Here is a 20,226-nt window from a genome sequence, read left to right on the forward strand (position 1 = left end):
TGGCCGCACCACACGACCGAGGAGAATCGGATGCCCGACACCCCAGACACGCCCGCAGCGGGGGAGCGCCACCCGACCCTGCAGCGCGGCCTCTACTTTGAGGAATTCGACCTCACGGCCCTCTATCAGCACCGTCCGGGCCGCACGGTGACCGAGGCCGACAACGTGCTGTTCACGACGATGACCATGAACACGCAGGCCCTGCACCTCGATGCGGCCTGGTCAGCCACGCAGCCGTTCGGGGAACGCCTGGTCAACTCCATGTTCACCCTGTCGACCATGGTGGGCAGCTCCGTCGCGCAGCTGACCCAGGGCACGATCGTGGCGAACCTGGGGTTTTCGGCCGTGACCTTTCCGCATCCGCTGCATCACGGCGACACCCTTTATTCGGAGACCATCGTCACCGACAAACGGCTGTCGAAGAGTCGGCCGGGGCAGGGCATCATCACCCTGGAACATACCGGCCGCAACCAGCACGGCAATGTCGTCGGCACGGCAGTGCGCACTGTGCTGGTCTGGTGCCAGGGGGCAGCCCAGTGAGCGGTCCGTTCGACGGTGATCCGTTCGATCAAGGCTCGTTCGATTCGGGCCCGTTCGACGAATTCGGTGAGCCGACCGGCCCCGACCCGTTCGATGACAGTCCGGCCGGACTCAGCCCGTTCACACCGGCACCGTTCACCCTCGGCCCCGCGCTGTTGTTCTGCCCGGCCGACCGACCCGAGCGCTACGCGAAGGCGACCGAGCGCGCCGATGCGGTCATCCTCGACCTCGAGGACGCCGTCGCGCCCGCCGACCGGGCGGCGGCGCGGCGGGCGCTGATCGAGCATCCGCTGGACCCGACCCGCACGATCGTGCGCATCAATCCGGCCGACACCGAGGATTTCGCCCTCGACCTGGCCGCGCTCGCGCGCACGGACTACCGAGACGTCATGCTCGCCAAAACCGTCAGCGCCGGCCAGGTCGCACGGCTCGCGGCGTTTCGCGTGATCGCCCTGTGCGAAACCGCCGCCGGCGTCGTCTCGGCGACCGAGATTGCCGCTGAACGCAACGTCGTCGCGCTCATGTGGGGGGCTGAAGACCTGGTCGCCTCGCTCGGCGGCAACTCCAGCCGGTTCGCTGACGGTCGCTACCGCGACGTTGCGCGCCAGGCCCGCTCACTGGTGCTGCTCGCGGCCGGAGCCCACGACAAGGCCGCCATCGACACCGTGCACCTCGACTTCACCGACGCCGCGGGGCTGCACGATGAGGCAGCGGATGCCGTCGCGAGTGGTTTCACCGCCTCCGCCTGCATCCACCCCAGCCAGGTCGCCGTCATTCGTGCCGCCTACCAGCCGACCGCCGCCGAAGTCGACTATGCCCTCGGACTGCTCGAGGCCGCTGCGAGCGCCCGCGGCGTCTTCCAGCACGAGGGTCGCATGATAGACGGGCCAGTGTTGCGCCACGCAGAGGCTGTGCTGCGCCGGGCCGCTCGCTGATTATCGCCGGGCCCACCTTATGAACGCGGGCCAAGTTTACAAACTGGGCCCACGGACGGGGCCCGGGCCCCGTCCGCACGGTGCGCGGGTCAGGCGGCTTTGGCGGCCAGAACCTTTTCGATTGCGTCGACGATCTCGGTCGATTCCGGCTCCACAGTGGAGGCGAAGCGGCCCACGATTTCGCCCGCGGGCGTCACGAGGAACTTCTCGAAGTTCCACTTGATCAGGCCGGGCAGCAGGCCTTGCTTGAATTTCGTCAGTTCTGCATAGAGCGGATGCTGGTGCTTACCCCGCACGTCGACCTTGGCCGTCATCGGGAAGGTCACCCCGTAGGTCATGCCGCAGAATTCTGCGATAGCCGCCTCGTTGCCGGGTTCCTGCCCCATGAACTGGTTGCTCGGCAGGCCGAGCACCACGAGTCCGTCGTCGGCGTAGCGCTGGTAGAGCGCCTCCAAGCCGGCGTACTGCGGAGTGAACCCGCACTTCGATGCCACGTTGACGACGAGCACCGCCTTGCCGTCAAAGGCACCAAAAGTTGTTTCTGTTCCGTCGATGAGGGTGAGGGGAATATCGTGCAGCGCGGAAGGAGTCATTAGACAATTTTATAGATCGAGTCTCCGAGCTGGCTGCACGGAACCTGTGCACATCGCGCATTTCCCCCAAATGGGCGGCATGCTCAGTGCAGCACCTCGAGGCCGGCGGGGGCGCTTCACCGCAGCCGACCATGGCCGGTCATCGCGCCGTATGCCCTGCCGGCAGGCCGCCTAAAGCGGCACGAGAGAGGGCCTCTGCCACGCGCGGGGTCACTCTCTTCGCGCCCGAAAACGCCGATCGTTTCTGCATCGGTAGACTAGGGAGGTATCTGGCCGGTATTTTGCTTGCCCGCCAGGCACGAGCGAGGTACGCGTATGCGCGCTGAAGCCCCCTGAGTATTCCTCGCCGGCTTCGCATGCCCGTGCTCGGTCCCCAAACACCTGGACATGCAGTACCGCAGACAACGAAATGAGATTCATGAATAACCACTACCTCGACCTGAGCACTCCGCCGGCGCTGCCGGCTCGCGGCATGCGCATCATCCCGCTCGGAGGCCTCGGCGAGATCGGCCGCAACATGACCGTCTTCGAGCACAAGGGAAAGCTGCTCATCATCGACTGCGGCGTTCTCTTTCCCGAGGACAACCAGCCCGGCATCAACGTGATCCTGCCCGACTTCACCGCCATCCGCGACCGTCTGCAGGATATCGAGGCCATCGTGCTCACCCACGGCCACGAAGACCACATCGGCGCCGTTCCGTATCTGCTCAAGGAACGCGGCGACATTCCCGTCGTCGGTTCCAAGCTGACCCTGGCCTTCCTCGCGGCCAAGCTGCAGGAGCACCGCCTCAGCCAGAACTTCGTGGAGGTGAAAGAGGGTGAGCGCCGCACGATCGGCCAGTTCGACCTCGAGTTCATCGCCGTCAACCACTCCATCCCCGACGGCCTGGCCATCGCCATCCGCACCGAAGCTGGCCTCGTGCTCGCCACCGGTGACTTCAAGATGGACCAGTTCCCGCTCGATAAGCGCCTGACCGACCTCGGCGCGTTCGCGCGCCTGGCCGAAGAGGGCGTCGACCTGTTCATGACGGACTCGACCAACGCCGAGGTTCCCGGCTTCACCACCGCCGAGAAGGACATCGGACCGGCGATCGACACCGTGTTCCGCACCTCGCCGCGCCGCATCATCGTGTCGAGCTTCGCGAGCCACGTGCACCGCATCCAGCAGGTCATCGACGCTGCCGTCAAGCACAACCGCAAGGTGGCCTTCGTGGGCCGCTCCATGGTGCGCAACATGGGCATTGCCACTGAGCTCGGCTACCTCAACGTTCCCAAGGGCCTGATCGTTGACATGAAGGCGCTCGAGCGTATGAAGGACGACAAGGTCGTTCTCATCTGCACCGGTTCGCAGGGTGAGCCGATGGCTGCGCTCTCGCGCATGGCCAACCGTGAGCACGTCATCAAGATCGGCGAGGGCGATACCGTGCTGCTGGCGAGCTCGCTGATCCCCGGCAACGAGAACTCCATCTACCGTGTCATCAATGGCCTGATCCGCTGGGGCGCGAACGTCGTGCACAAGGGCAACGCCAAGGTGCACGTCTCCGGCCACGCCAGTGCTGGCGAGCTCGTCTACTGCTACAACATCGTCAAGCCGGTCAACGTCATGCCGATCCACGGGGAGTGGCGTCACCTCACGGCCAACGCCGACCTGGCCATCGCGACCGGTGTCCCCGAAGAGAACGTCATCGTCGTGGAAGACGGCGTGGTCGTCGACCTCGTCGACGGTCACGCGAAGGTCACCGGCCGGGTCGTCGCCGACTACATCTTCGTCGACGGGATGACCGTGGGCGGGGCATCCACTGCCGCGATGGAAGACCGTCGCAAGCTAGCCGAGGACGGCACCATCACCATCCTCGGAATTCTCAACGCCAAGACCGGCACGCTTTCCGAGCCGGTCGAGTTTCTGGCCCGCGGATTCGTGCACGACGATGAGTGGGTCAAGGGTGCCACCAAGGTCATCGATGAGGCCATGAAGGCCGCGAACCGCATCAAGATCGTCGACGGTGCCGAACTTGAGGACCTGTTCACGCAGTCGGTGAGCCGCTGGATGAACCGCAAGTACCGTCGCAGCCCCGTCATCACCTCCGTGGTGGTTGACGCCTAACCGTCGCAGCAGAGAGAACGGCCGCATCCTCGACGGGATGCGGCCGTTTCTGTTTGCCTGCCAGTGATTCGCTTCTGTGGCACATTCAGGAAATTCTTCGACCAGAGGCAGCGTCGGCTCGTGATGCCGGGCCGGTACGCTCGTGGGGCGGCGGTTTTCCTGAATGAGCCCCAAGGCGCCCGGGCTGAAGGCGTAACCCGGAAGAAGCAGGGCTACAGGAAGTCGTCGGCCGTTGCGTTCGCGATGTCGATGAGCACAAGTTTCGGGTTCTCCTTGGCGATCGCCTGCAGCCGCCACGGCGTGCTGAACAGGGCGAGCAACGTGCCGTCCGAGCGGGTGAAGACCTCCACCTGGCGGGTTCCGGCGAGTACCAGCGCGCTCTCCTTGTCGGTCTTGCGGGCCACCTGGTATGGCAGCGCTTCCATGCGGATATCGGCGTGAAAGTCGTGCACCATGCGGTCTTCGACGACCTCGAACTGCATCGGCCCGACAGCACCCAGCACGGGAGCCTGCTCACCACGCACCTCGGAGCGCATCACCTGGATGACGCCCTCATGGTCGAGCTGGTCGATGCCGCGCCGAAACTGCTTGTGCTTGCTGCTGTCAACCGGGCGGATTGCCCGAAAATGCTCGGGGGAGAACAGCGGCAGTGGCGGAAATTCCACCCGTTCGTCTTCGAAGATCGAGTCGCCCACGCGCAGCGCTGACGCGTTCACGAGCCCGACGATGTCGCCGGGCCAGGCCTGGTCGGTGACGGTGCGTTCTTTGCCGAACAGCTGCTGAGCGTACTTGGTGGCGAAGGGGCGACCGGTCGCGGCGTGGGTGACGATCATGCCGCGGCGAAATTCGCCGGAACACACGCGCACGAAGGCTACATGGTCGCGGTGCGCCGAGTTCATGCCGGACTGTACCTTGAACACGAACCCGGAGAAGGGTGAGGTGACCTCGCGCGGGTTGCCGTCGATGTCTGTGCGAGCTTCGGCCGATGGTGCGAACTCCACCAGGGTGTCGAGCAGTTGCTGCACTCCGAAGTTCGCCACGGCCGCGCAGAACAGCACCGGGGTGGTCTGTCCGTCGAGAAACAGTTCGGAGTCGTGATTTTGCGATTCGGCGTCGAGCAGTTCTGATTCTTCGACAGCGGATGCCCACGCCGGGCCTTCCTCGCTTGCCGCCTCCGCCGCATCCAGCCGCACCGATTCGGCCACGGTCGCCCCGCCTGCGGTGCGGGTGTAGCGCAGAAAGTCGCCGGAGCGGCGATCGAGTACGCCGCGCAGGTCGCCGGCCTCGCCGACCGGCCAGTTCAGCGGGGTCGGCAGCAGACCGGTGCGTGTCTGGATCTCGTCCATCAGGGCCAGGGGAGTGTCGCCCGGGCGGTCCCACTTGTTGATGACGGTGATGACCGGAAGCCCTCGTTGTTTGCAGACCGCGAACAGCTTCATGGTCTGCGGCTCGAGACCCTTGGCGGCGTCGACAAGCATCACGGCGGCATCCACTGCGGAGAGCACCCGAAAGGTGTCTTCCGAGAAGTCCGCGTGGCCGGGGGTGTCGACGAGGTTGATCACGGCGTCGTGGTATTCGAACTGAATGGCGGCGCTGGTGACCGAAATGCCACGGGCCTTTTCCATCTCCATCCAGTCAGAGACGGTGCCGCTGCGGCCGGCCTTGCCGTGCGTCGCACCGGCAGAGGTGATCGCGCGAGCGTGCAGCAGCAGTGCCTCGGTGAGGGTGGACTTGCCGGCGTCGGGGTGGGAGATCACGGCGAAGGTGCGGCGTCGCTTGGCCTCACGGGGAACCTGGGGGTTGGGCACGGAGGCGTCGGTGGTCATGGCTGCTTTCCTGCGGCTGATTCGGGCAAGATACCTCGCCAGCCGGTCGATGATCTCATGATTCGACAGGCGGCGGCCCAGGGCGGATATGCACCTGCACAGGCAGCCCAATTTTTGCGCAATCTTCAGTCTAACAAATCGAGGACGCACCGACTGGCGGCCGGCAACAATCACCCCTATTTGGCCGCCAGGGACGTACATTTTGGTAACGGTTTAGCGTGCCGCCGGGAAATGTCGGCGGCCTCGCCTAAGGTCGGGCCAAGAACACTTTAAGACGAGAAGAACCGGCAGAAGTGAATGGTCGGGCGAGCATCCAGGGAGGAAACCGCAATGCCCCGACAGGTGGTCTCATCTTCCCTGGATGCGATGTCGGTCGACCGTGCCCAACTGGCCCAACCAGGGCAGACGGAGACAACCGTTGGTTCGGATGCGGTGCGCCGCCAGATTCCGGGAACCGAGCTGCGCGTGCATCCGTTGGCCCTGGGATGCAACGCGTTCGGCTGGACGGCAACCGGTGAAGCCTCCCACGCTATTCTCGACGCGCACCGAGACCTCGGTGGCAATTTTCTCGACACCGCCGACAGCTTCGCCGCCGGGCGCAGTGAAGTGATCATCGGGTCGTGGCTGCGCTCGCGCGGCGCACGCACCGAGACCGTTCTGGCCACCAAGATCGGCCGCAATCTCGACAATCCCGGGTTGAGGCAGCGCAGCATCGTGGCCGCCGTCGAAGCCAGCCTGGTGCGGCTCGGCACCGACTATCTCGACCTGCTCTACTTTCACTTCGACGACAAGAACGTAGCCCTCGAGGAGAGCCTCGTTGCCGTTGACGCCCTCGTGCGCGCCGGCAAGGTGCGCTACCTCGGTGCGAGCAATTTCTCAGCCGAGCGGCTCATGGAGGCCAGGGTGCTCTCGGCCCTCGGCCTGCCCAAGTTCGTCGCCGCCGAAACCCCATATAACCTCGTGCATCGCGCCGAACTCGAAAAAGACGTCGCCGTCGTCGCCCGCGCCCAACACCTCGCACTGATGCCCGGCTTCGCCCTCGCGCATGGCTTTCTGGCCGGCGCGTTTCGCACCAAAGCGGATGCCGCCGGCACCGCCCGCGGCCAGCTCGCCGCGGTCTACCTCAACCGCCGATCGCTGCGCGTGCTCGCCGTCGTCGACCGCATCGCCGCCGCACAAAAGGCGGCCCCGGCGTCAATCGCCCTCGCCTGGTTGCTCGCCCGGCCCGACGTGGTGGCGCCGGTTGCCGGTGCCGGTCGGGCCGACCAGGTGCTGTCCCTGGTCGCGGCAGCAGGCATCCGTCTCGGCCGTAATGACCTGCTCGACCTCGACCGGGTGTCCGCCTACTGATCCATCGACGCGGCGAGAGCCCTAGTCGCCGGACTCGTCGAGCACACGCTGGATAGCGCGCAGCAGGGCGGTGTGGGCACCGATCGGGTCGCCGAGGTTGGCGCCGGCGAAGGCGCCGTCCCTGGCGAGAAAGAAATCGTCGGCGGCATCGCCGGGTCTGGCGTGGCCCATGCCCCGGAACATATCTTCGATCGATCGGCCGTACCAGTCACGATGGGCTGCTACCGCCTGCCGCACGGGATGGGCCGGGTCGGTGAATTGGGCGGCCGCATTGATGAATGGGCAGCCGTGAAAGCCTTCGCGAATGACCTGGGCCGAGATCTCGGTGACGACGCCACGCAGGCGTTGTTCGGGCGTATCGAAGCGGGTGTCGAGACTCGCGAGAAAATCGCGGGCGAGACGGTCCCGGCCCTGCAGGTATACGACGATCAGGGCGTCTTTCGAGCGGTAGTACTTATAGAACGTGGCTTTGGTGACCTTGGACTCGCTGATGATGCGATCCACACCCACGGTGTGAACACCCTCGGTATAGAAAAGGCGGTCGGCGGTGGCGAGGATACGCACCTTGGCGTGGGTCGCCGGCCGAACGGCCTCAGCTGTCAGCGTCGTCATGCTGGACTCCTTGGTCGAGGGGTAGAAAATAGCCCCTGATGAGCGCACATTCGGGGGTTTTCCCCGGTCGGCATCCAGACTGTAACACACCCTAGACAGACCAGTCTGTCGCAAGCGGCTGCACGAGCCATTCCGGCCAAACTGGGGGTACGTCGTCGGGATACCAGGCTCGCGCCGGTCGTCCTGATCGGGTCTTGTAAGGTGGTGGATGATATGAACGGTGCAGTCGACTTTCCCCTAGACCAGGCCGAACTCTCGTTTCGGGCCGCTGGCGATGCCCTCGTGCGTCGCACCGTCCTGCCCAGCGGGGTGCGCATCCTGAGCGAGCAGGTACCGGGTGCCCGCAGCCTCACCATCGGCTATTGGGTGGCCGTCGGCTCCCGCGACGAACAACCGGGCCATTTCGGCTCCACTCACTTTCTCGAGCACCTGCTCTTCAAGGGAACGTCAACACGCTCTGCCCTCGACATAGCAATATCCTTCGACGCGGTCGGCGGCGAACACAACGCCATGACCGCCAAGGAATACACCTGCTATTACGCCAAGGTGCAGGACCGCGACCTCGGCATGGCCATCGACGTGCTCACCGACATGCTGACCTCTTCCAAACTAGATTCCGATGAATTCGAAACCGAACGCGGCGTCATCCTCGAGGAGCTCGCCATGGCCGACGACGACCCGGCCGACGTCGCCAACGAGCGATTCTTCGAGGCTGTGCTGGGTAAGCATCCGCTCGGCCGCCCGATCGGCGGCAGCGCCGACAATATTCGGGGTGCCACCCGTACAGCCGTGTGGGAGCACTACCAGGCCAACTATCGCCCGCAGGACCTCGTCGTCACCGTTGCCGGTGCCGTCGACCACGACGAACTTGTCACTGCCGTAACCCGGGCCCTCGAACGGGCCGGCTGGGACCTTGGCATTGCCCAGACCCCGGTCAGCCGGCGCGGCGGTCTGCCAGCGGAGATTCACCAGGGCCAGGCCTTGACCATCGTCAAGCGCCCCCTCGAGCAGGCAAATCTGCTGCTCGGCATGCCCGGCCTGTTGGCGACCGACGACCGGCGAGTCACCATGAGCGTGCTCACCTCCATCTTCGGCGGGGGCATGTCGAGCCGACTGTTCCAGGAAGTGCGGGAGAAGCGCGGCTTGGCCTACTCGGTCTACTCTTTCGCGCCCGGATACTCCGATGCCGGCCTGTTCGGCATGTATGCGGGGTGCACACCGGCCAAGGCCGGCCAGGTGGCCGAGCTCATGCTCAGCGAGTTGCACCGCCTCGCCGACGGCGGCGTGACCGCCGACGAGATGAAGCGGGCGTCCGGCCAGTTGAGTGGGGCATCCGCTCTCGCGCTGGAGGACTCGGACACCCGCATGTCCCGGTTGGGTCGCTCTGAGATCACCCTCGGTGAGTTCGCCGATCTCGACGAGGCGCTGCGGCGACTCGCACTCGTCACCGCGACCGACGTGCGGCAACTGGCTGCGGAGTTGGCGAGCGGTCCGGTGTCGATCTCGGCCGTCGGAGCCCTCGAAGACGACGCGTTCGCTGCCATCCTCCCGGGCTGATCGGTCGCTACCCGCTTCTGCACCATCCGGCCCAGCCGGGTCTCAAACTGTGAAATGGACAATGATGCCCCAGTACATCTACCTGGTACGCCACGGCGAGCAGCAGGATGCCGAACATGGCCTGCACGATGGCCCCCTCTCGCCACGAGGCAAGCGCCAGGCACTGCTGATCGCCGACCGCCTCAGCGGGGTTCCGTTCACGGGGGCCTGGCATTCGCCGCTGCAGCGCGCCGCCGAGACCGCCCAGATCATGGCGGAACGGCTGCCAGCCCTGCAGAGCGAGCCGTCGGCATTGCTCTTCGACTGCATTCCCTCGGGGCGGGCCGCCGAAACGCCGTCGGCGTACGACCCGTTCTTCGGCTCGGTCACCGACGACGAGATCGCCGCCGGACGTGCCCAGATGGAAGACGCCGTTGCCGAATTTCTGCAGCCTCGTCGCAGCCAGCGGCACGACCTGCTGATCACCCACAATTTCGTAATCGCCTGGTTTGTGCGTGAGGTTCTTGGAGCCCCCGACTGGCGCTGGGTCGGCATTAACCAGGCCCATTGCGGCCTGACCGTGCTGCAGCAGAAACCGGGTCGTCCGTGGACGCTTGTCACCCACAACGACCTCGGTCACCTGCCGGTCGAATTGCGCACCGGCCTGCCAGAACCCCTGATGTTCTAGGCGGTCCTATTCTCGGCGGCCGTGCGCGGGCAAGTGACCGGCCGATCAATTGGTAGATTGGATTCATGACAACGACGGTGGCCATCATTGGCGCAACGGGCAAGATGGGCCGCCTGGTCTCCGACCTGATCGAACGAACCGAGGGGTATGAGGTTGTCGCCAGACTCGATTCGCACAGTGACCTGAGCGAGATGCTCCCCGCGCAGATCGCCGTCGACCTGACCCGCCCCGACGTGAGCCGCGACGTCGTCGACTTCGCGACCGAACACGGCATGCGGGTGCTGGTCGGCACGTCCGGCTGGAGCCAGGACGGCATCGACGCTCTCAGCCGCCGTCTCGCTGGCCGCAACGACACCGGCGTCATCATCATTCCGAACTTTTCCATCGGTTCGGTACTCGCAACGGCATTCGCCGCCCTCGCCGCCCGGTTCTACGACTCCATCGAAATCGTCGAAGCGCATCAACCGGCCAAAGTTGACTCACCCTCGGGTACGGCGGTGCGCACCGCCGAACTCATCGGCCGGGCCCGCGCCGCCCTGGGCCCCGTCTCGGCACCGCATACCGACCAGCGTGCCCGCGGCCAGCAGGTCTCGAGCGTGCCAGTGCACAGCCTGCGTCTGTCCGGCCTGCTGGCCCGGCAGGACGTCTTTCTGGGCGGCACCGGGGAAACCCTGACGATCAGCCACAATACGCTGTCCCCGAGCGCCTACGAGAGCGGTATTCTGCTGGCCCTCGCAGCAGCGCGAACGGCTACGGGAGTGACGGTCGGCCTCGACCAAATCGTCGATCTGGGATTCGGTGCGCCGACCACCAGCGAAGGAGCCATCAAATGAAGGGCAAGATCGCTGTAGTAGTCATGGCGATACTGCTCGTCTTCTACCTCGTTCTGGTCGGTGTTCGTGCCGTACTCTTCATTCAGAGCGGCGAGCCGGTCGGCATTGCCATCGGGCTCGCGCTGCTCATCCTGCCGCTGATCGGCTTCTGGGCGCTCGCACGTGAGGTTGCGTTCGGCATCCGCTCGGAACGGCTCGTGCGTCAGCTCGACGAGGTGGGCGGGCTGCCCGCTGCTGACCAGCGCGTGCGCCCGAGTGGTCGCCCCTACCGGGATGCCGCCGACGAGCAGTTTCCGGCCGCGCAGGCCGAGGTAGAAGCGGAACGGGAGAACTGGCAGGCCTGGCTGCGGCTCGGCCTCGCCTACGATGCCTCCGGCGATCGCAAGCGCGCCCGGGGAGCGATTCGCACCGCAATCTCTCTCGAACGCACCGCGAAATAGCTCTCAGGATAGCCACCGAAGGATCGGCTACGGCTGGCGCAGCATCCAGGCGATCGCGGTGGCCGGCGTGCGATGGAAGAACTCGAATCCGTCGTCGAGCAGCTTCTGCGCGCTGACCTGCTGGTCGGCGAGCAGCAACTGGCGCGCAGCATCCTGCAGCAGGAGCGTCAGGATCGGCTTCGGAACCGGTAGCAGGAACGGCCGGTGCAGGGCGGTGGCGAGCCCGTGAATGATGTCGTTGGACGTCGCGGCTGTCGGCCCGACCAGGTTAACCGGGCCGGAGAGGGTCGAGGTCAGCAGATGCACGATGGCCGCAGCCTCGTCGTGCAGGCTCACCCAGGCCCAATGCTGGTTGCCGCCGCCGAGCGGTCCGGCCAGGCCGAGTTTCGCCAGGGGAAGCACTGGTTTGAGCGCACCGCCCTTGGCCAGGACCAGACCGGTGCGCAGCAGGACGACCCGTGTCGGTTCGGGCGCGAGCTCAGCAGCGGCTTCCCACTGTGTGACGACGTCAGCCAGAAAATCGGTTCCCACAGCGGATGCCTCGTTCAGGATCTCCCCGGGACGATCACCGTAGACCCCGACGGCAGAACCGTTCAGCAGAACGGTCGGGGGAGTGGCGGCCCGCGCGAGTGCGTCGGTGATTGTACGGGTGGCCGACAGTCGGGAGCCGAGAATTTCTTTGCGATAAGCCGTCGTCCACGGGAGCCGTGCCAGGGAGGCCCCCGACAGATTGACGACCGCGTCGATATCGTCGAGCACGCGGGCGTCCAGGGCGTGCGCGGCCGGGTCCCAGCGGATCTCGTTCTTGCCCAGGGCCTCCCGGCGTACCAGGCGCACGGGAGTGTGGCCCGCGGCGGCCAGCTGGCGGCTCAGCTCCCGCCCGATGAGGCCGGAAGCTCCGGCGATGAGAACGCGCACGCCTGTGGCCTAGGCCAGTTCGGCTTCGATGGTGATGGGAATGCCCGCGAGTGCCTTCGAGATCGGGCAGTTGTCCTTGGCATCCTGGGCGAATACCTCAAACTCAGCCTCGGTGAGGCCGGGAATCTTAGCGCTGACCAGCAGGTGACTTCCGATGACGCCGGTCCCGGCCGCGAAGGTGACGGCGGCGGTGGTCTGGATGCTCTCCGGGGTATGGCCAGCCGAGCCGAGCGCGTTGGCCAGTGCCATCGAGAAGCAGGCCGCGTGGGCGGCACCGAGGAGTTCCTCCGGGTTGGTGGTGTTGGAAACCCCCTCAGCGCGGGCTTTCCAGTTCACCGAGAATTCGGCGGCGTGCGAAGAATCGAGGGTGACGGTACCGGAACCGGTTGGAAGATCGCCGGTCCAGACGGTTGTTGCTTCACTGGTGAGCGTCGTGGGCATGGTGTTACCTCCAGGTGATTGGATTCCACCCTAACTGTCCCACCTGCCCCACGAACGAGTCCTGTCTGGGAATTGACTGAGAGCTAACCGACACGCCAGGGAGGCCCAGGACGGGATGTGCCGGGCGTATCCAGGACGCGGCCTCGACGTTCTCGGCGGTTCTGCCGCCCCGGTTCAGCACACCGGATCACACGAGGAGCAGGTAGACCTGGCAGCCCAGGCAATAGTCGAACACCGCATTTTGACAGGCAGCGACGAATGCGGCCGCCGCAGCGATTCCGACCGCGCTGGGTACGAGCACAGGGAAGCGATAGCCTGTACTCCGTGTCTACCTCTACGAATCCCTTTGGCCAGGTGCTGGTCGCGCTGGTCACCCCGTTTACCTTTGATGGCGAAGTGGACTGGGCCGGGGTGGAGAAGCACATCGACGACGTCATCAATGCCGGTGCCGATGGCATCGTCGTCACGGGCACGACCGGTGAGACCAGTACTCTGACCGACCCGGAGAAGATCCGTCTGGTCGAGGTCGGCAAGTCGGTCGCTAACGGCCGGGCCAAGATCATTACCGGCGGCGGCTCCAACGAGACCGCCCACGCCATGCAGCTGGCCCGGCAGAGCGAAAAGGCCGGCGCGGACGGCAATATGATCGTAACCCCGTACTACAACAAGCCCACCCAGGCCGGAATCCTTACCCACTTCCGTATGATCGCCGATGCCACGGACCTCCCCGTCATCCTCTACGACATCCCCGGGCGCACCGGCGTCGCGATCGCCTACGAAACCATCCTGCGCGCGGCCAAGCATCCAAATATTCTCGCTATGAAAGACGCCAAGGGCGACTTCGCCCAGATCAGCCGGGTGCTCAACCAGACCGACCTCATGTATTTCTCCGGTGATGACGCCAATGTGCTGGCCCACCTGTCTATCGGCGCGACCGGCCTGATCGGCGTCACCGGAAACATCACCGCAACCCCGTACCGCCACATGGTCGATGCCGTCAACCGTGGCGACCTCAAGGTTGCCACCGCCGCCCACCAGCAGCTCGAGCCGCTCGTGCGTGCCGTGATGACCCACGTTCCCGGAACCGTCGCCGTGAAATACATTCTGCACGGCCTCGGTCGCATCGGCAGCCCACGGGTGCGTCTGCCCCTGGTCGGTCCCGAAGACTCCGAAGCCGCCCAGATCGAAGACGAGTTGTCGCTGGTCAAAGACATCCCCGGCGTGGACTTCTCCAACTTCCGCCCTGACCGCAACGCGGCCGCCGGCGGATCGCTGCCCAAGGTCGCCGGCACCACGCGCTGAGGAACGAGGGCGCCGCTGGAATAGGGCGTCGGAGTTGGCGGAGGCGCATCCGCTGGTAAAACGCTAGGATCAGCCCATCGAGTTTGACCGGGTCAGGTCATCCGTGTGGGGAGTGTCGTGAACATTGCACGCAAATGGGTCTTTCCCATTCTTCGATTGATCGTGATCGCGGCCATTGCGGTGGCCCTTGTGAAGCTCGCGTTCTACCCAGACGCTGCCGCCGACAGCAACCCCGCCGAACCAACCGGGGTCATTGTCGAACCACAGATTCCGGTGGCCCTGGGCACCATCAGTAATGATGTGACCCTGCCAGGCACGGTCAGCGCCGACCCCGCCGTCGCGGTTAAAGCGACCGCCATCGGCACGGTCGATGAGATCTTCGTGGCGGCCGGTCAGACCCTGAATATAGACGACAAGATCTACGACATCCGCCTCGAAACGATTAAAGACCCTGTCGAAACAACGGATGCCAATGGCAACGTCAGCATTACCCAACCGAAACCAGTGGTCAGCTTCGTCAAGGTGCTCTCCCCGATCACCGGAATCCTCAGCTCGCTCACTGTGATCCACGGCCAGAGCGTGGCAGTGGGGGATGCCACCGGGCAGGTCGCACCACCGAGCTTCTCGGTGAGCGGAGCGCTGAGCCCCGAGCAGCAGTACCGGCTGCTGACACGCCCGACCGAGGCATCCGTTGCGATAACGAACGGGCCGGCGCCGTTCATCTGCACCGGCCTGACCATCACCACCCCGCTGGCTGGTGCGCCGGCCGGTGGTGACGGCGGCGGAGGCGGAGAAACCGGTACGAGCGGCACCACAGTGACCTGCGCGATTCCGGCAGAGGTGACCGTTTTTTCCGGCCTGGCCGCGCAGATCACCGTCGCCGCCGGGCTGGCCGAGAACGTGCTCGTCGTGCCGGCCACGGCTGTGGAGGGCTCCGCCGAAACCGGCGTCGTCTGGTTCGTACTGCCGGACGGCGGCACCGAGGAACGTCCGGTCACGCTCGGTATGACCGACGGCGTCAACGTGCAGGTCGTCGATGGGCTCGTCGAGGGTGACCTGATCAACCAGTTCGTTCCCGGAGCCGTCGCCGGCGGCGAATCGGGCTGCGAGCTTCAGCCCGACGGCAGCGAAGTCTGCTTCGGACCGAGCCTCTCCAGCACCGGGATTTCCAGATGACCCTGCTGCATCTCGAGGGCGTGACCCGTACAGTGCAACTCATCGATGCGCCGCCGCTGACGATTCTTTCCGGCGTCGATCTCGACGTCGAAGTGGGCGACCGCGTGTCGATCGTCGGCCGGTCGGGCTCGGGCAAGACCACGCTGCTGAACTTGCTCGGGCTGCTTGACAACCCGACGAGCGGCGCGATGCTGTTCGAGGATCGTGCGGTTGGGTCGTTGTCGTCCGGCGCCCGGGACCGGCTGCGCGGCCGCGAGGTCGGCTTTATCTTTCAACAGTTCAACCTGCTGCAGGGCCGCACCGCCCTCGAAAACGTGATGACTCCGCTGCTCTACGCGGAGGGCCGCCAATTCTGGCAGCGGGCCCGCATCGCCACCGAGATACTTGAACGGGTCGGCCTCGGCGACCGACTCGGCTCGCTGCCCGACCGATTGAGCGGCGGTGAGCAACAGCGCGTAGCCATCGCCCGCGCGCTGGTTCGTGGCCCGAGACTGATCCTCGCCGACGAACCCACGGGAGCCCTCGACCTCGAGACCGGCGAGACGGTGATGGACCTCATCGATGAGGTCGCCACTGAATCCGGCGCAGCCCTCGTCACCATCACCCACGATCCGTCCATCGCCGCCCGCGCCACCCGGCATTTTCGGCTCGACCACGGCGTCTTGCAGGTCACGAGCACGGTGCCGGCATGAAGCGCTTCGCGAGTAATCTGGTCGGCGCCGTCATCGAAGCCTGGCAGGAAGTGCGCATCCACAAGACTCGCGTCATGCTCTCACTGATCGGGGTGGCGGTCGCCGTCTGCGCCATCACGACCGTGGTCGGTCTCGGCGCGGTCGCCCAGCAGGCCACCGTCGAACAGAACGAGCGGTCGGGTGGGCGCGCGGCCAGCCTCTACCTGTCTGCATCAATGAACGACGGATCTACCCCGACCGAGATGCCCGAAATCTGGCGCACAGCCCTCGAACGGTACAAGATCGACTACGCCAGCCGGGTCGTGAACACCAGCCAGACGGTGCAGTTCGCCGATGGCGCCGTGCCGGTGCAGACCATCGGCGTCGACCCGCCGTATGGGATCATGCACCGCATCACCCTCGAGGAGGGCACCTGGTTCGCCGCCGCCGATCAGAGGCGACTGGCCCCTGCCGTGCTCATTAACTCCATCTTCTGGGACCGCCTTGGACGCCCAGACCTGAGGACGCACCCGACAACCACCCTGATCGGTGAACGCAGCACGACGGCCGTTGTCACCGGCGTCTATCCGGCGCTGTCCTACGAGACCGAACCGGCGATGTACATGCTCGCCGATGCGCTCACCGCTATTACACCAGTCGTCATCGATCCGAACTTGCAATTTGGTCCGCCATCCTACGAGTTATGGGTTCCAGTCAAGATCTCCGAGCAGTTGGTGACCGCCCTGCAAAGGGACGTGCAGGGCGCGCTCGGCAGCGAGGCAACCGTGCAGGTGAACCGGCAGGACTATTCGTCTTTCCAGGACGGCGACCCCTATCTCTCGCTCAAACTCACCGTCGGTGCCATCGCAGGTCTGGTGTTGCTGCTCGGAGCGCTCGGACTGGTCAACATTGCCCTCGTTACTCTCAAGCAGCGCATTCGAGAGATAGGCATCCGGCGCAGTTTCGGGGCGACCGCCGCCAGGGTCTTCTTCGCTGTCATGATGGAAAGCGTCGTAGCAACCGTCGTCGCCGGCATTGTAGGCGTGATCGCCGCCGTGCTTATCGTGAAGAGTCCGTTCGTCGAGGACTTCATCAGCCAGGGCCAAGTCACCGATTTCCCGCCGTTCCCGGTCGAAGCAGCCGTTCTCGGCCTGGTCTGTGCGACCGTTGTCGGCGCCCTGGCCGGGCTGATCCCGGCACTGGTCGCGGTGCGGGTTAAGGTGATCGACGCCATCCGCTATTAGGTAATACGAGAAGCACAAACCAATGGATGCGCCGCGCGGCATTCGCTGGCCTCTCAGGCAGGCATTGGGCGTGGGGTCGGGGGAATGTCGCCGGTGCTTGGTAGCGTTATTTCATGGCTACGAGCACTAAGTCGACCGGGCGTGCCCGCACTCCGGCACCGAAGGGCGCTCCGGCGCGCAAACCGGGCCCCCGCAACGGCGGCACCGCAGCGCAGAAGACCGTCAAATTCACTGCCGTTGATGTGAAGCCGAGTGTCGGAGCCCGCGCCTGGATGGGCCTCGCCCACCTCGCGGGCGGCGCCGCCCGCGCCCTCGGTCCCGAAAAACTTTCCAAGGACGAACGCCGCGACGGCCTGCCCTTCTTTCTCGTGCTGCTCGCCATCTCCGGCGCCATCGTTGAATGGTTCCTTATCAACAACGCTGTCGCCCAGCAGCTCGACGCATACACCTTCGGCGGCCTGTTCGGACGGGTAGCCTTCGCCCTGCCCGTCATCCTGCTGCTGTTCTCCGTCTGGCTGTTTCGTAAACCCAGTTCCGTGCACGACAACGGCCGCATCGGCATCGGGCTTAGTCTGCTGCTCGTGACCATCTCCGGGCTCTGCCACATTTTCGGCGTGCAGCCGCAGCCGCAAGACGGTATGCCGGCCCTCGCACTGGCTGGCGGAGTGATCGGGTGGATGATCGCGGCCCCGCTGATCATGCTCACCACCTCGGTCGGCGCCACGATCGTGGTCATCTTGTTGTTGCTGCTCAGCCTGTTCATCATCACCAAGACCCCGCCGAACCGCGTCGGCCAGCGCTCCCGCGAACTCTACGACTGGTTGTTCGGCGCACAGCTGACCGACGACGAAGAACGAGCCGCCGAGAAAGCCACCAGGGGCGCCAAACCGGGCAAGACGGCGCAGGTCGAGCTCGACGGCGTCGATGATGTTTCAGGTGGCGACGAGGCTGAGGGCGCGCTGCCGTGGTGGCGCCGCAATAACAGCAAGCGGGAGGAGGACCCCGACTTCGCCAGTGCATTATCGACTGAGTCGAAGCCTGGCCCAGTCGAAGCCGACCCGCTCAGCGTGCTGCTCGGCGGTAACCAGTCCCGCGGTGGCTTCGACAGCGCCATCGAATCCGAGGTAACCGACCACACCGTGCCGCCGGAACGGGACCACTACGGCACCGAGGTGCTCGAAGACCTGCGCAAGGCGGAACTCGCCGTCAAACGGTTCACCGGCGAAGTCGACCTCGGCACCGGCCCGTCCACCGGGCTTCACTCCGATGATCCGGCCGGTCACACCGAGGTTCTGCCCGGCTTCGACGACGTCTTCCCCGAACTGAGCCAGGCGGTGGATGCCGACGGTGCAGCCCTCCCGCCCCTCGCATCCACTGACCCCCACCCGGCCATTCCATATCTCGTGCCAGCGGCATCCACACTCACCGCCGGCCCCCCAGCCAAGGCCCGTTCAGCCGCGAACGATGACGTGGTCAAATCAATCACCGAGGTGCTGCGACAGTTTCAGGTCGATGCAAAAGTCACCGGATTCTCCCGTGGCCCGACGGTCACCCAGTACGAAATCGAACTCGGCCCGGGAGTCAAGGTCGAGCGGGTCACCGCGCTCAGCAAGAACCTCTCCTACGCGGTCGCCTCGAACGAGGTGCGCATCCTTTCGCCCATTCCCGGCAAGAGCGCTATCGGCATCGAGATTCCCAACACCGACCGCGAAATCGTCACCCTCGGCGACGTGCTGCGCTCGAGTACCGCCACCAACGCCACCCACCCGATGACCATCGGTGTCGGCAAAGACGTCGGCGGCGGCTTCGTCATTGCCAACCTCGCGAAAATGCCGCACCTTCTCGTGGCCGGTTCCACCGGCTCTGGCAAGTCGAGCTTCGTCAACTCCATGATCACGAGCCTGCTCATGCGCGCCAAGCCGAGCGATGTGCGCATGGTGCTCATCGACCCGAAACGGGTCGAGCTCGCCGCCTACGCCGGCGTGCCGCACTTGATCACTCCCATCATCACGAACCCGAAGAAAGCGGCCGAAGCGCTGCAGTGGGTCGTGAAAGAGATGGACATGCGCTACGACGACCTCGCGAGCTTCGGCTTCCGCCACATCGACGACTTCAACAAGGCCGTCGTCAGCGGCGAAATCGTGCTGCCCGCTGGCAGCGAACGCAAGCTCAAGCCCTACCCGTACCTGCTCGTCGTCGTCGATGAGTTGGCCGACCTCATGATGGTCGCCCCGCGCGACGTCGAAGACTCCATCGTGCGCATCACCCAGCTCGCCCGCGCCTCCGGAATCCACCTCGTGCTGGCCACCCAGCGGCCGAGCGTCGACGTCGTCACGGGGCTGATCAAGGCCAACGTGCCTTCGCGGCTGGCCTTCGCCGTCACGAGCGTTACCGACTCCCGGGTCATCCTCGACCAGCCAGGCGCCGACAAACTCATCGGACAGGGCGACGCCTTATTCCTACCGATGGGAGCCTCTAAAGCCGTGCGCGTGCAGGGCGCCTGGGTCACCGAAGACGAAATTGAGAAGGTCGTCAAGCACGTCACAATGCAGGCCAGGCCCGACTACCGGCCCGACGTCTCCATGGTCGCCCCGCGTAAGGAGATCGACTCCGACATCGGTGACGACCTCGAGGTCTTGCTCGCCGCCGCCGAACTTGTCGTCTCGACCCAGTTCGGATCGACGTCGATGCTGCAGCGCAAACTACGCGTCGGTTTCGCCAAGGCCGGTCGCCTGATGGACCTGCTCGAATCCCGGGAGATCGTCGGCCCGTCCGAAGGCTCCAAAGCGCGCGATGTGCTCGTCAACGCCGAGCAGCTGCCCAGCGTGCTCGCCCGACTGCGCGGCTCCGACGACGAACAGCACGCCTTGAAAGCCCAATCCGGTGATGCGCGCGCCGCGTCGGCACCGGACCCGCGCTACGAAGGCGACCCGGTCGAGAAAATGTCGCAGGGGTATCCTGAGGTGGACGGCACCGAGGACGACGAGGATGCCTGGAAACTAACCGGCAGGGACTGA

General features: G+C 65.3%; 19 protein-coding genes. 13 read left to right on the top strand and 6 right to left on the bottom strand.

What is annotated here, in order from left to right; genetic code table 11:
* Nucleotides 1-30 precede the first annotated feature (30 nt).
* A complete protein-coding gene (locus QMK31_RS14990) occupies nucleotides 31-540 on the top strand; it encodes a MaoC family dehydratase (protein ID WP_283501745.1) in 510 nt (169 codons plus the stop codon).
* A 152-nt stretch (nucleotides 541-692) separates the two neighbouring features.
* Nucleotides 693-1,475 (top strand): HpcH/HpaI aldolase/citrate lyase family protein, encoded by a 783-nt coding sequence (locus QMK31_RS14995; RefSeq protein ID WP_283501820.1) that lies wholly within the window; start codon nucleotides 693-695, stop codon nucleotides 1,473-1,475.
* A gap of 89 nt (nucleotides 1,476-1,564) precedes the next feature.
* On the opposite strand, the gene QMK31_RS15000 is transcribed toward QMK31_RS14995, so the two are convergent.
* Complete coding sequence (locus tag QMK31_RS15000; protein WP_283501746.1) at nucleotides 1,565-2,068, bottom strand: glutathione peroxidase; 504 nt, start codon at nucleotides 2,066-2,068, stop codon at nucleotides 1,565-1,567.
* A 418-nt stretch (nucleotides 2,069-2,486) separates the two neighbouring features.
* Between QMK31_RS15000 and QMK31_RS15005 the strand changes: the two genes are divergently transcribed.
* A complete protein-coding gene (locus tag QMK31_RS15005) occupies nucleotides 2,487-4,172 on the top strand; it encodes a ribonuclease J (RefSeq protein WP_283501747.1) in 1,686 nt (561 codons plus the stop codon).
* A 212-nt stretch (nucleotides 4,173-4,384) separates the two neighbouring features.
* On the opposite strand, the gene QMK31_RS15010 is transcribed toward QMK31_RS15005, so the two are convergent.
* Complete coding sequence (locus tag QMK31_RS15010; protein WP_283501748.1) at nucleotides 4,385-5,998, bottom strand: peptide chain release factor 3; 1,614 nt, start codon at nucleotides 5,996-5,998, stop codon at nucleotides 4,385-4,387.
* Nucleotides 5,999-6,328: 330 nt separating this feature from the next.
* On the opposite strand from QMK31_RS15010, the gene QMK31_RS15015 reads away from it, so the two are divergent.
* Complete coding sequence (locus QMK31_RS15015; RefSeq protein WP_283501749.1) at nucleotides 6,329-7,348, top strand: aldo/keto reductase; 1,020 nt, start codon at nucleotides 6,329-6,331, stop codon at nucleotides 7,346-7,348.
* 21 nt (nucleotides 7,349-7,369) lie between these two features.
* Here the strand turns inward: QMK31_RS15015 and QMK31_RS15020 are convergent, their stop codons facing one another.
* Complete coding sequence (locus QMK31_RS15020) at nucleotides 7,370-7,960, bottom strand: TetR/AcrR family transcriptional regulator (protein ID WP_283501750.1); 591 nt, start codon at nucleotides 7,958-7,960, stop codon at nucleotides 7,370-7,372.
* Nucleotides 7,961-8,173: 213 nt separating this feature from the next.
* Between QMK31_RS15020 and QMK31_RS15025 the strand changes: the two genes are divergently transcribed.
* The 4 genes from QMK31_RS15025 (at nucleotide 8,174) to QMK31_RS15040 (ending at nucleotide 11,457) form a co-directional block, all read left to right on the top strand.
* The gene (locus QMK31_RS15025; RefSeq protein WP_283501751.1) at nucleotides 8,174-9,517 is read left to right on the top strand and encodes a M16 family metallopeptidase; all 1,344 of its coding nucleotides are present in this window, start codon (nucleotides 8,174-8,176) and stop codon (nucleotides 9,515-9,517) included.
* Between the two features lie 64 nt (nucleotides 9,518-9,581).
* On the top strand, nucleotides 9,582-10,184 hold the full coding sequence (locus QMK31_RS15030; RefSeq protein ID WP_283501752.1) for a histidine phosphatase family protein: 603 nt from the start codon (nucleotides 9,582-9,584) through the stop codon (nucleotides 10,182-10,184).
* A gap of 65 nt (nucleotides 10,185-10,249) precedes the next feature.
* Nucleotides 10,250-11,017: a 4-hydroxy-tetrahydrodipicolinate reductase gene (gene dapB / locus QMK31_RS15035; RefSeq protein ID WP_349361571.1), complete on the top strand. Its 768-nt coding sequence runs from the start codon at nucleotides 10,250-10,252 to the stop codon at nucleotides 11,015-11,017.
* Nucleotides 11,014-11,457 carry a hypothetical protein gene (locus QMK31_RS15040; RefSeq protein ID WP_283501753.1) on the top strand — a complete coding sequence of 148 codons (444 nt, stop codon included), beginning with the start codon at nucleotides 11,014-11,016 and terminating at the stop codon, nucleotides 11,455-11,457. The genes dapB and QMK31_RS15040 overlap by 4 nt, the downstream gene beginning before the upstream one ends.
* Before the next feature lie 27 nt (nucleotides 11,458-11,484).
* Here the strand turns inward: QMK31_RS15040 and QMK31_RS15045 are convergent, their stop codons facing one another.
* The 3 genes from QMK31_RS15045 to QMK31_RS15055 form a co-directional block, all read right to left on the bottom strand.
* Nucleotides 11,485-12,375: a TIGR01777 family oxidoreductase gene (locus tag QMK31_RS15045; RefSeq protein ID WP_283501754.1), complete on the bottom strand. Its 891-nt coding sequence runs from the start codon at nucleotides 12,373-12,375 to the stop codon at nucleotides 11,485-11,487.
* A 9-nt stretch (nucleotides 12,376-12,384) separates the two neighbouring features.
* Nucleotides 12,385-12,816, bottom strand: coding sequence for an OsmC family peroxiredoxin (locus QMK31_RS15050; protein WP_092341026.1), 432 nt, complete (start codon nucleotides 12,814-12,816; stop codon nucleotides 12,385-12,387).
* A 187-nt stretch (nucleotides 12,817-13,003) separates the two neighbouring features.
* A complete protein-coding gene (locus QMK31_RS15055; protein ID WP_349361572.1) occupies nucleotides 13,004-13,117 on the bottom strand; it encodes a DUF4395 family protein in 114 nt (37 codons plus the stop codon).
* A 23-nt stretch (nucleotides 13,118-13,140) separates the two neighbouring features.
* Here QMK31_RS15055 and dapA point away from each other — a divergent pair, with 23 nt between their 5' ends.
* From dapA to QMK31_RS15080, 5 genes are all read left to right on the top strand, one after another.
* Nucleotides 13,141-14,118 carry a 4-hydroxy-tetrahydrodipicolinate synthase gene (gene dapA / locus QMK31_RS15060; protein ID WP_283501755.1) on the top strand — a complete coding sequence of 326 codons (978 nt, stop codon included), beginning with the start codon at nucleotides 13,141-13,143 and terminating at the stop codon, nucleotides 14,116-14,118.
* 117 nt (nucleotides 14,119-14,235) lie between these two features.
* Nucleotides 14,236-15,294, top strand: a complete 1,059-nt coding sequence (locus tag QMK31_RS15065) for a permuted SH3 domain-containing protein (RefSeq protein ID WP_283501756.1) — start codon at nucleotides 14,236-14,238, stop codon at nucleotides 15,292-15,294.
* The gene (locus QMK31_RS15070; RefSeq protein WP_283501757.1) at nucleotides 15,291-15,986 is read left to right on the top strand and encodes an ABC transporter ATP-binding protein; all 696 of its coding nucleotides are present in this window, start codon (nucleotides 15,291-15,293) and stop codon (nucleotides 15,984-15,986) included. Before QMK31_RS15065 ends, QMK31_RS15070 begins: the two co-directional genes overlap by 4 nt.
* Complete coding sequence (locus tag QMK31_RS15075) at nucleotides 15,983-17,209, top strand: ABC transporter permease (protein ID WP_283501758.1); 1,227 nt, start codon at nucleotides 15,983-15,985, stop codon at nucleotides 17,207-17,209. The genes QMK31_RS15070 and QMK31_RS15075 overlap by 4 nt, the downstream gene beginning before the upstream one ends.
* A gap of 113 nt (nucleotides 17,210-17,322) precedes the next feature.
* Nucleotides 17,323-20,226 (top strand): FtsK/SpoIIIE family DNA translocase, encoded by a 2,904-nt coding sequence (locus QMK31_RS15080; protein ID WP_283501759.1) that lies wholly within the window; start codon nucleotides 17,323-17,325, stop codon nucleotides 20,224-20,226.

It is taken from the genome of Cryobacterium sp. PH31-O1 (assembly GCF_030063455.1).
Classification (GTDB): domain Bacteria; phylum Actinomycetota; class Actinomycetes; order Actinomycetales; family Microbacteriaceae; genus Cryobacterium.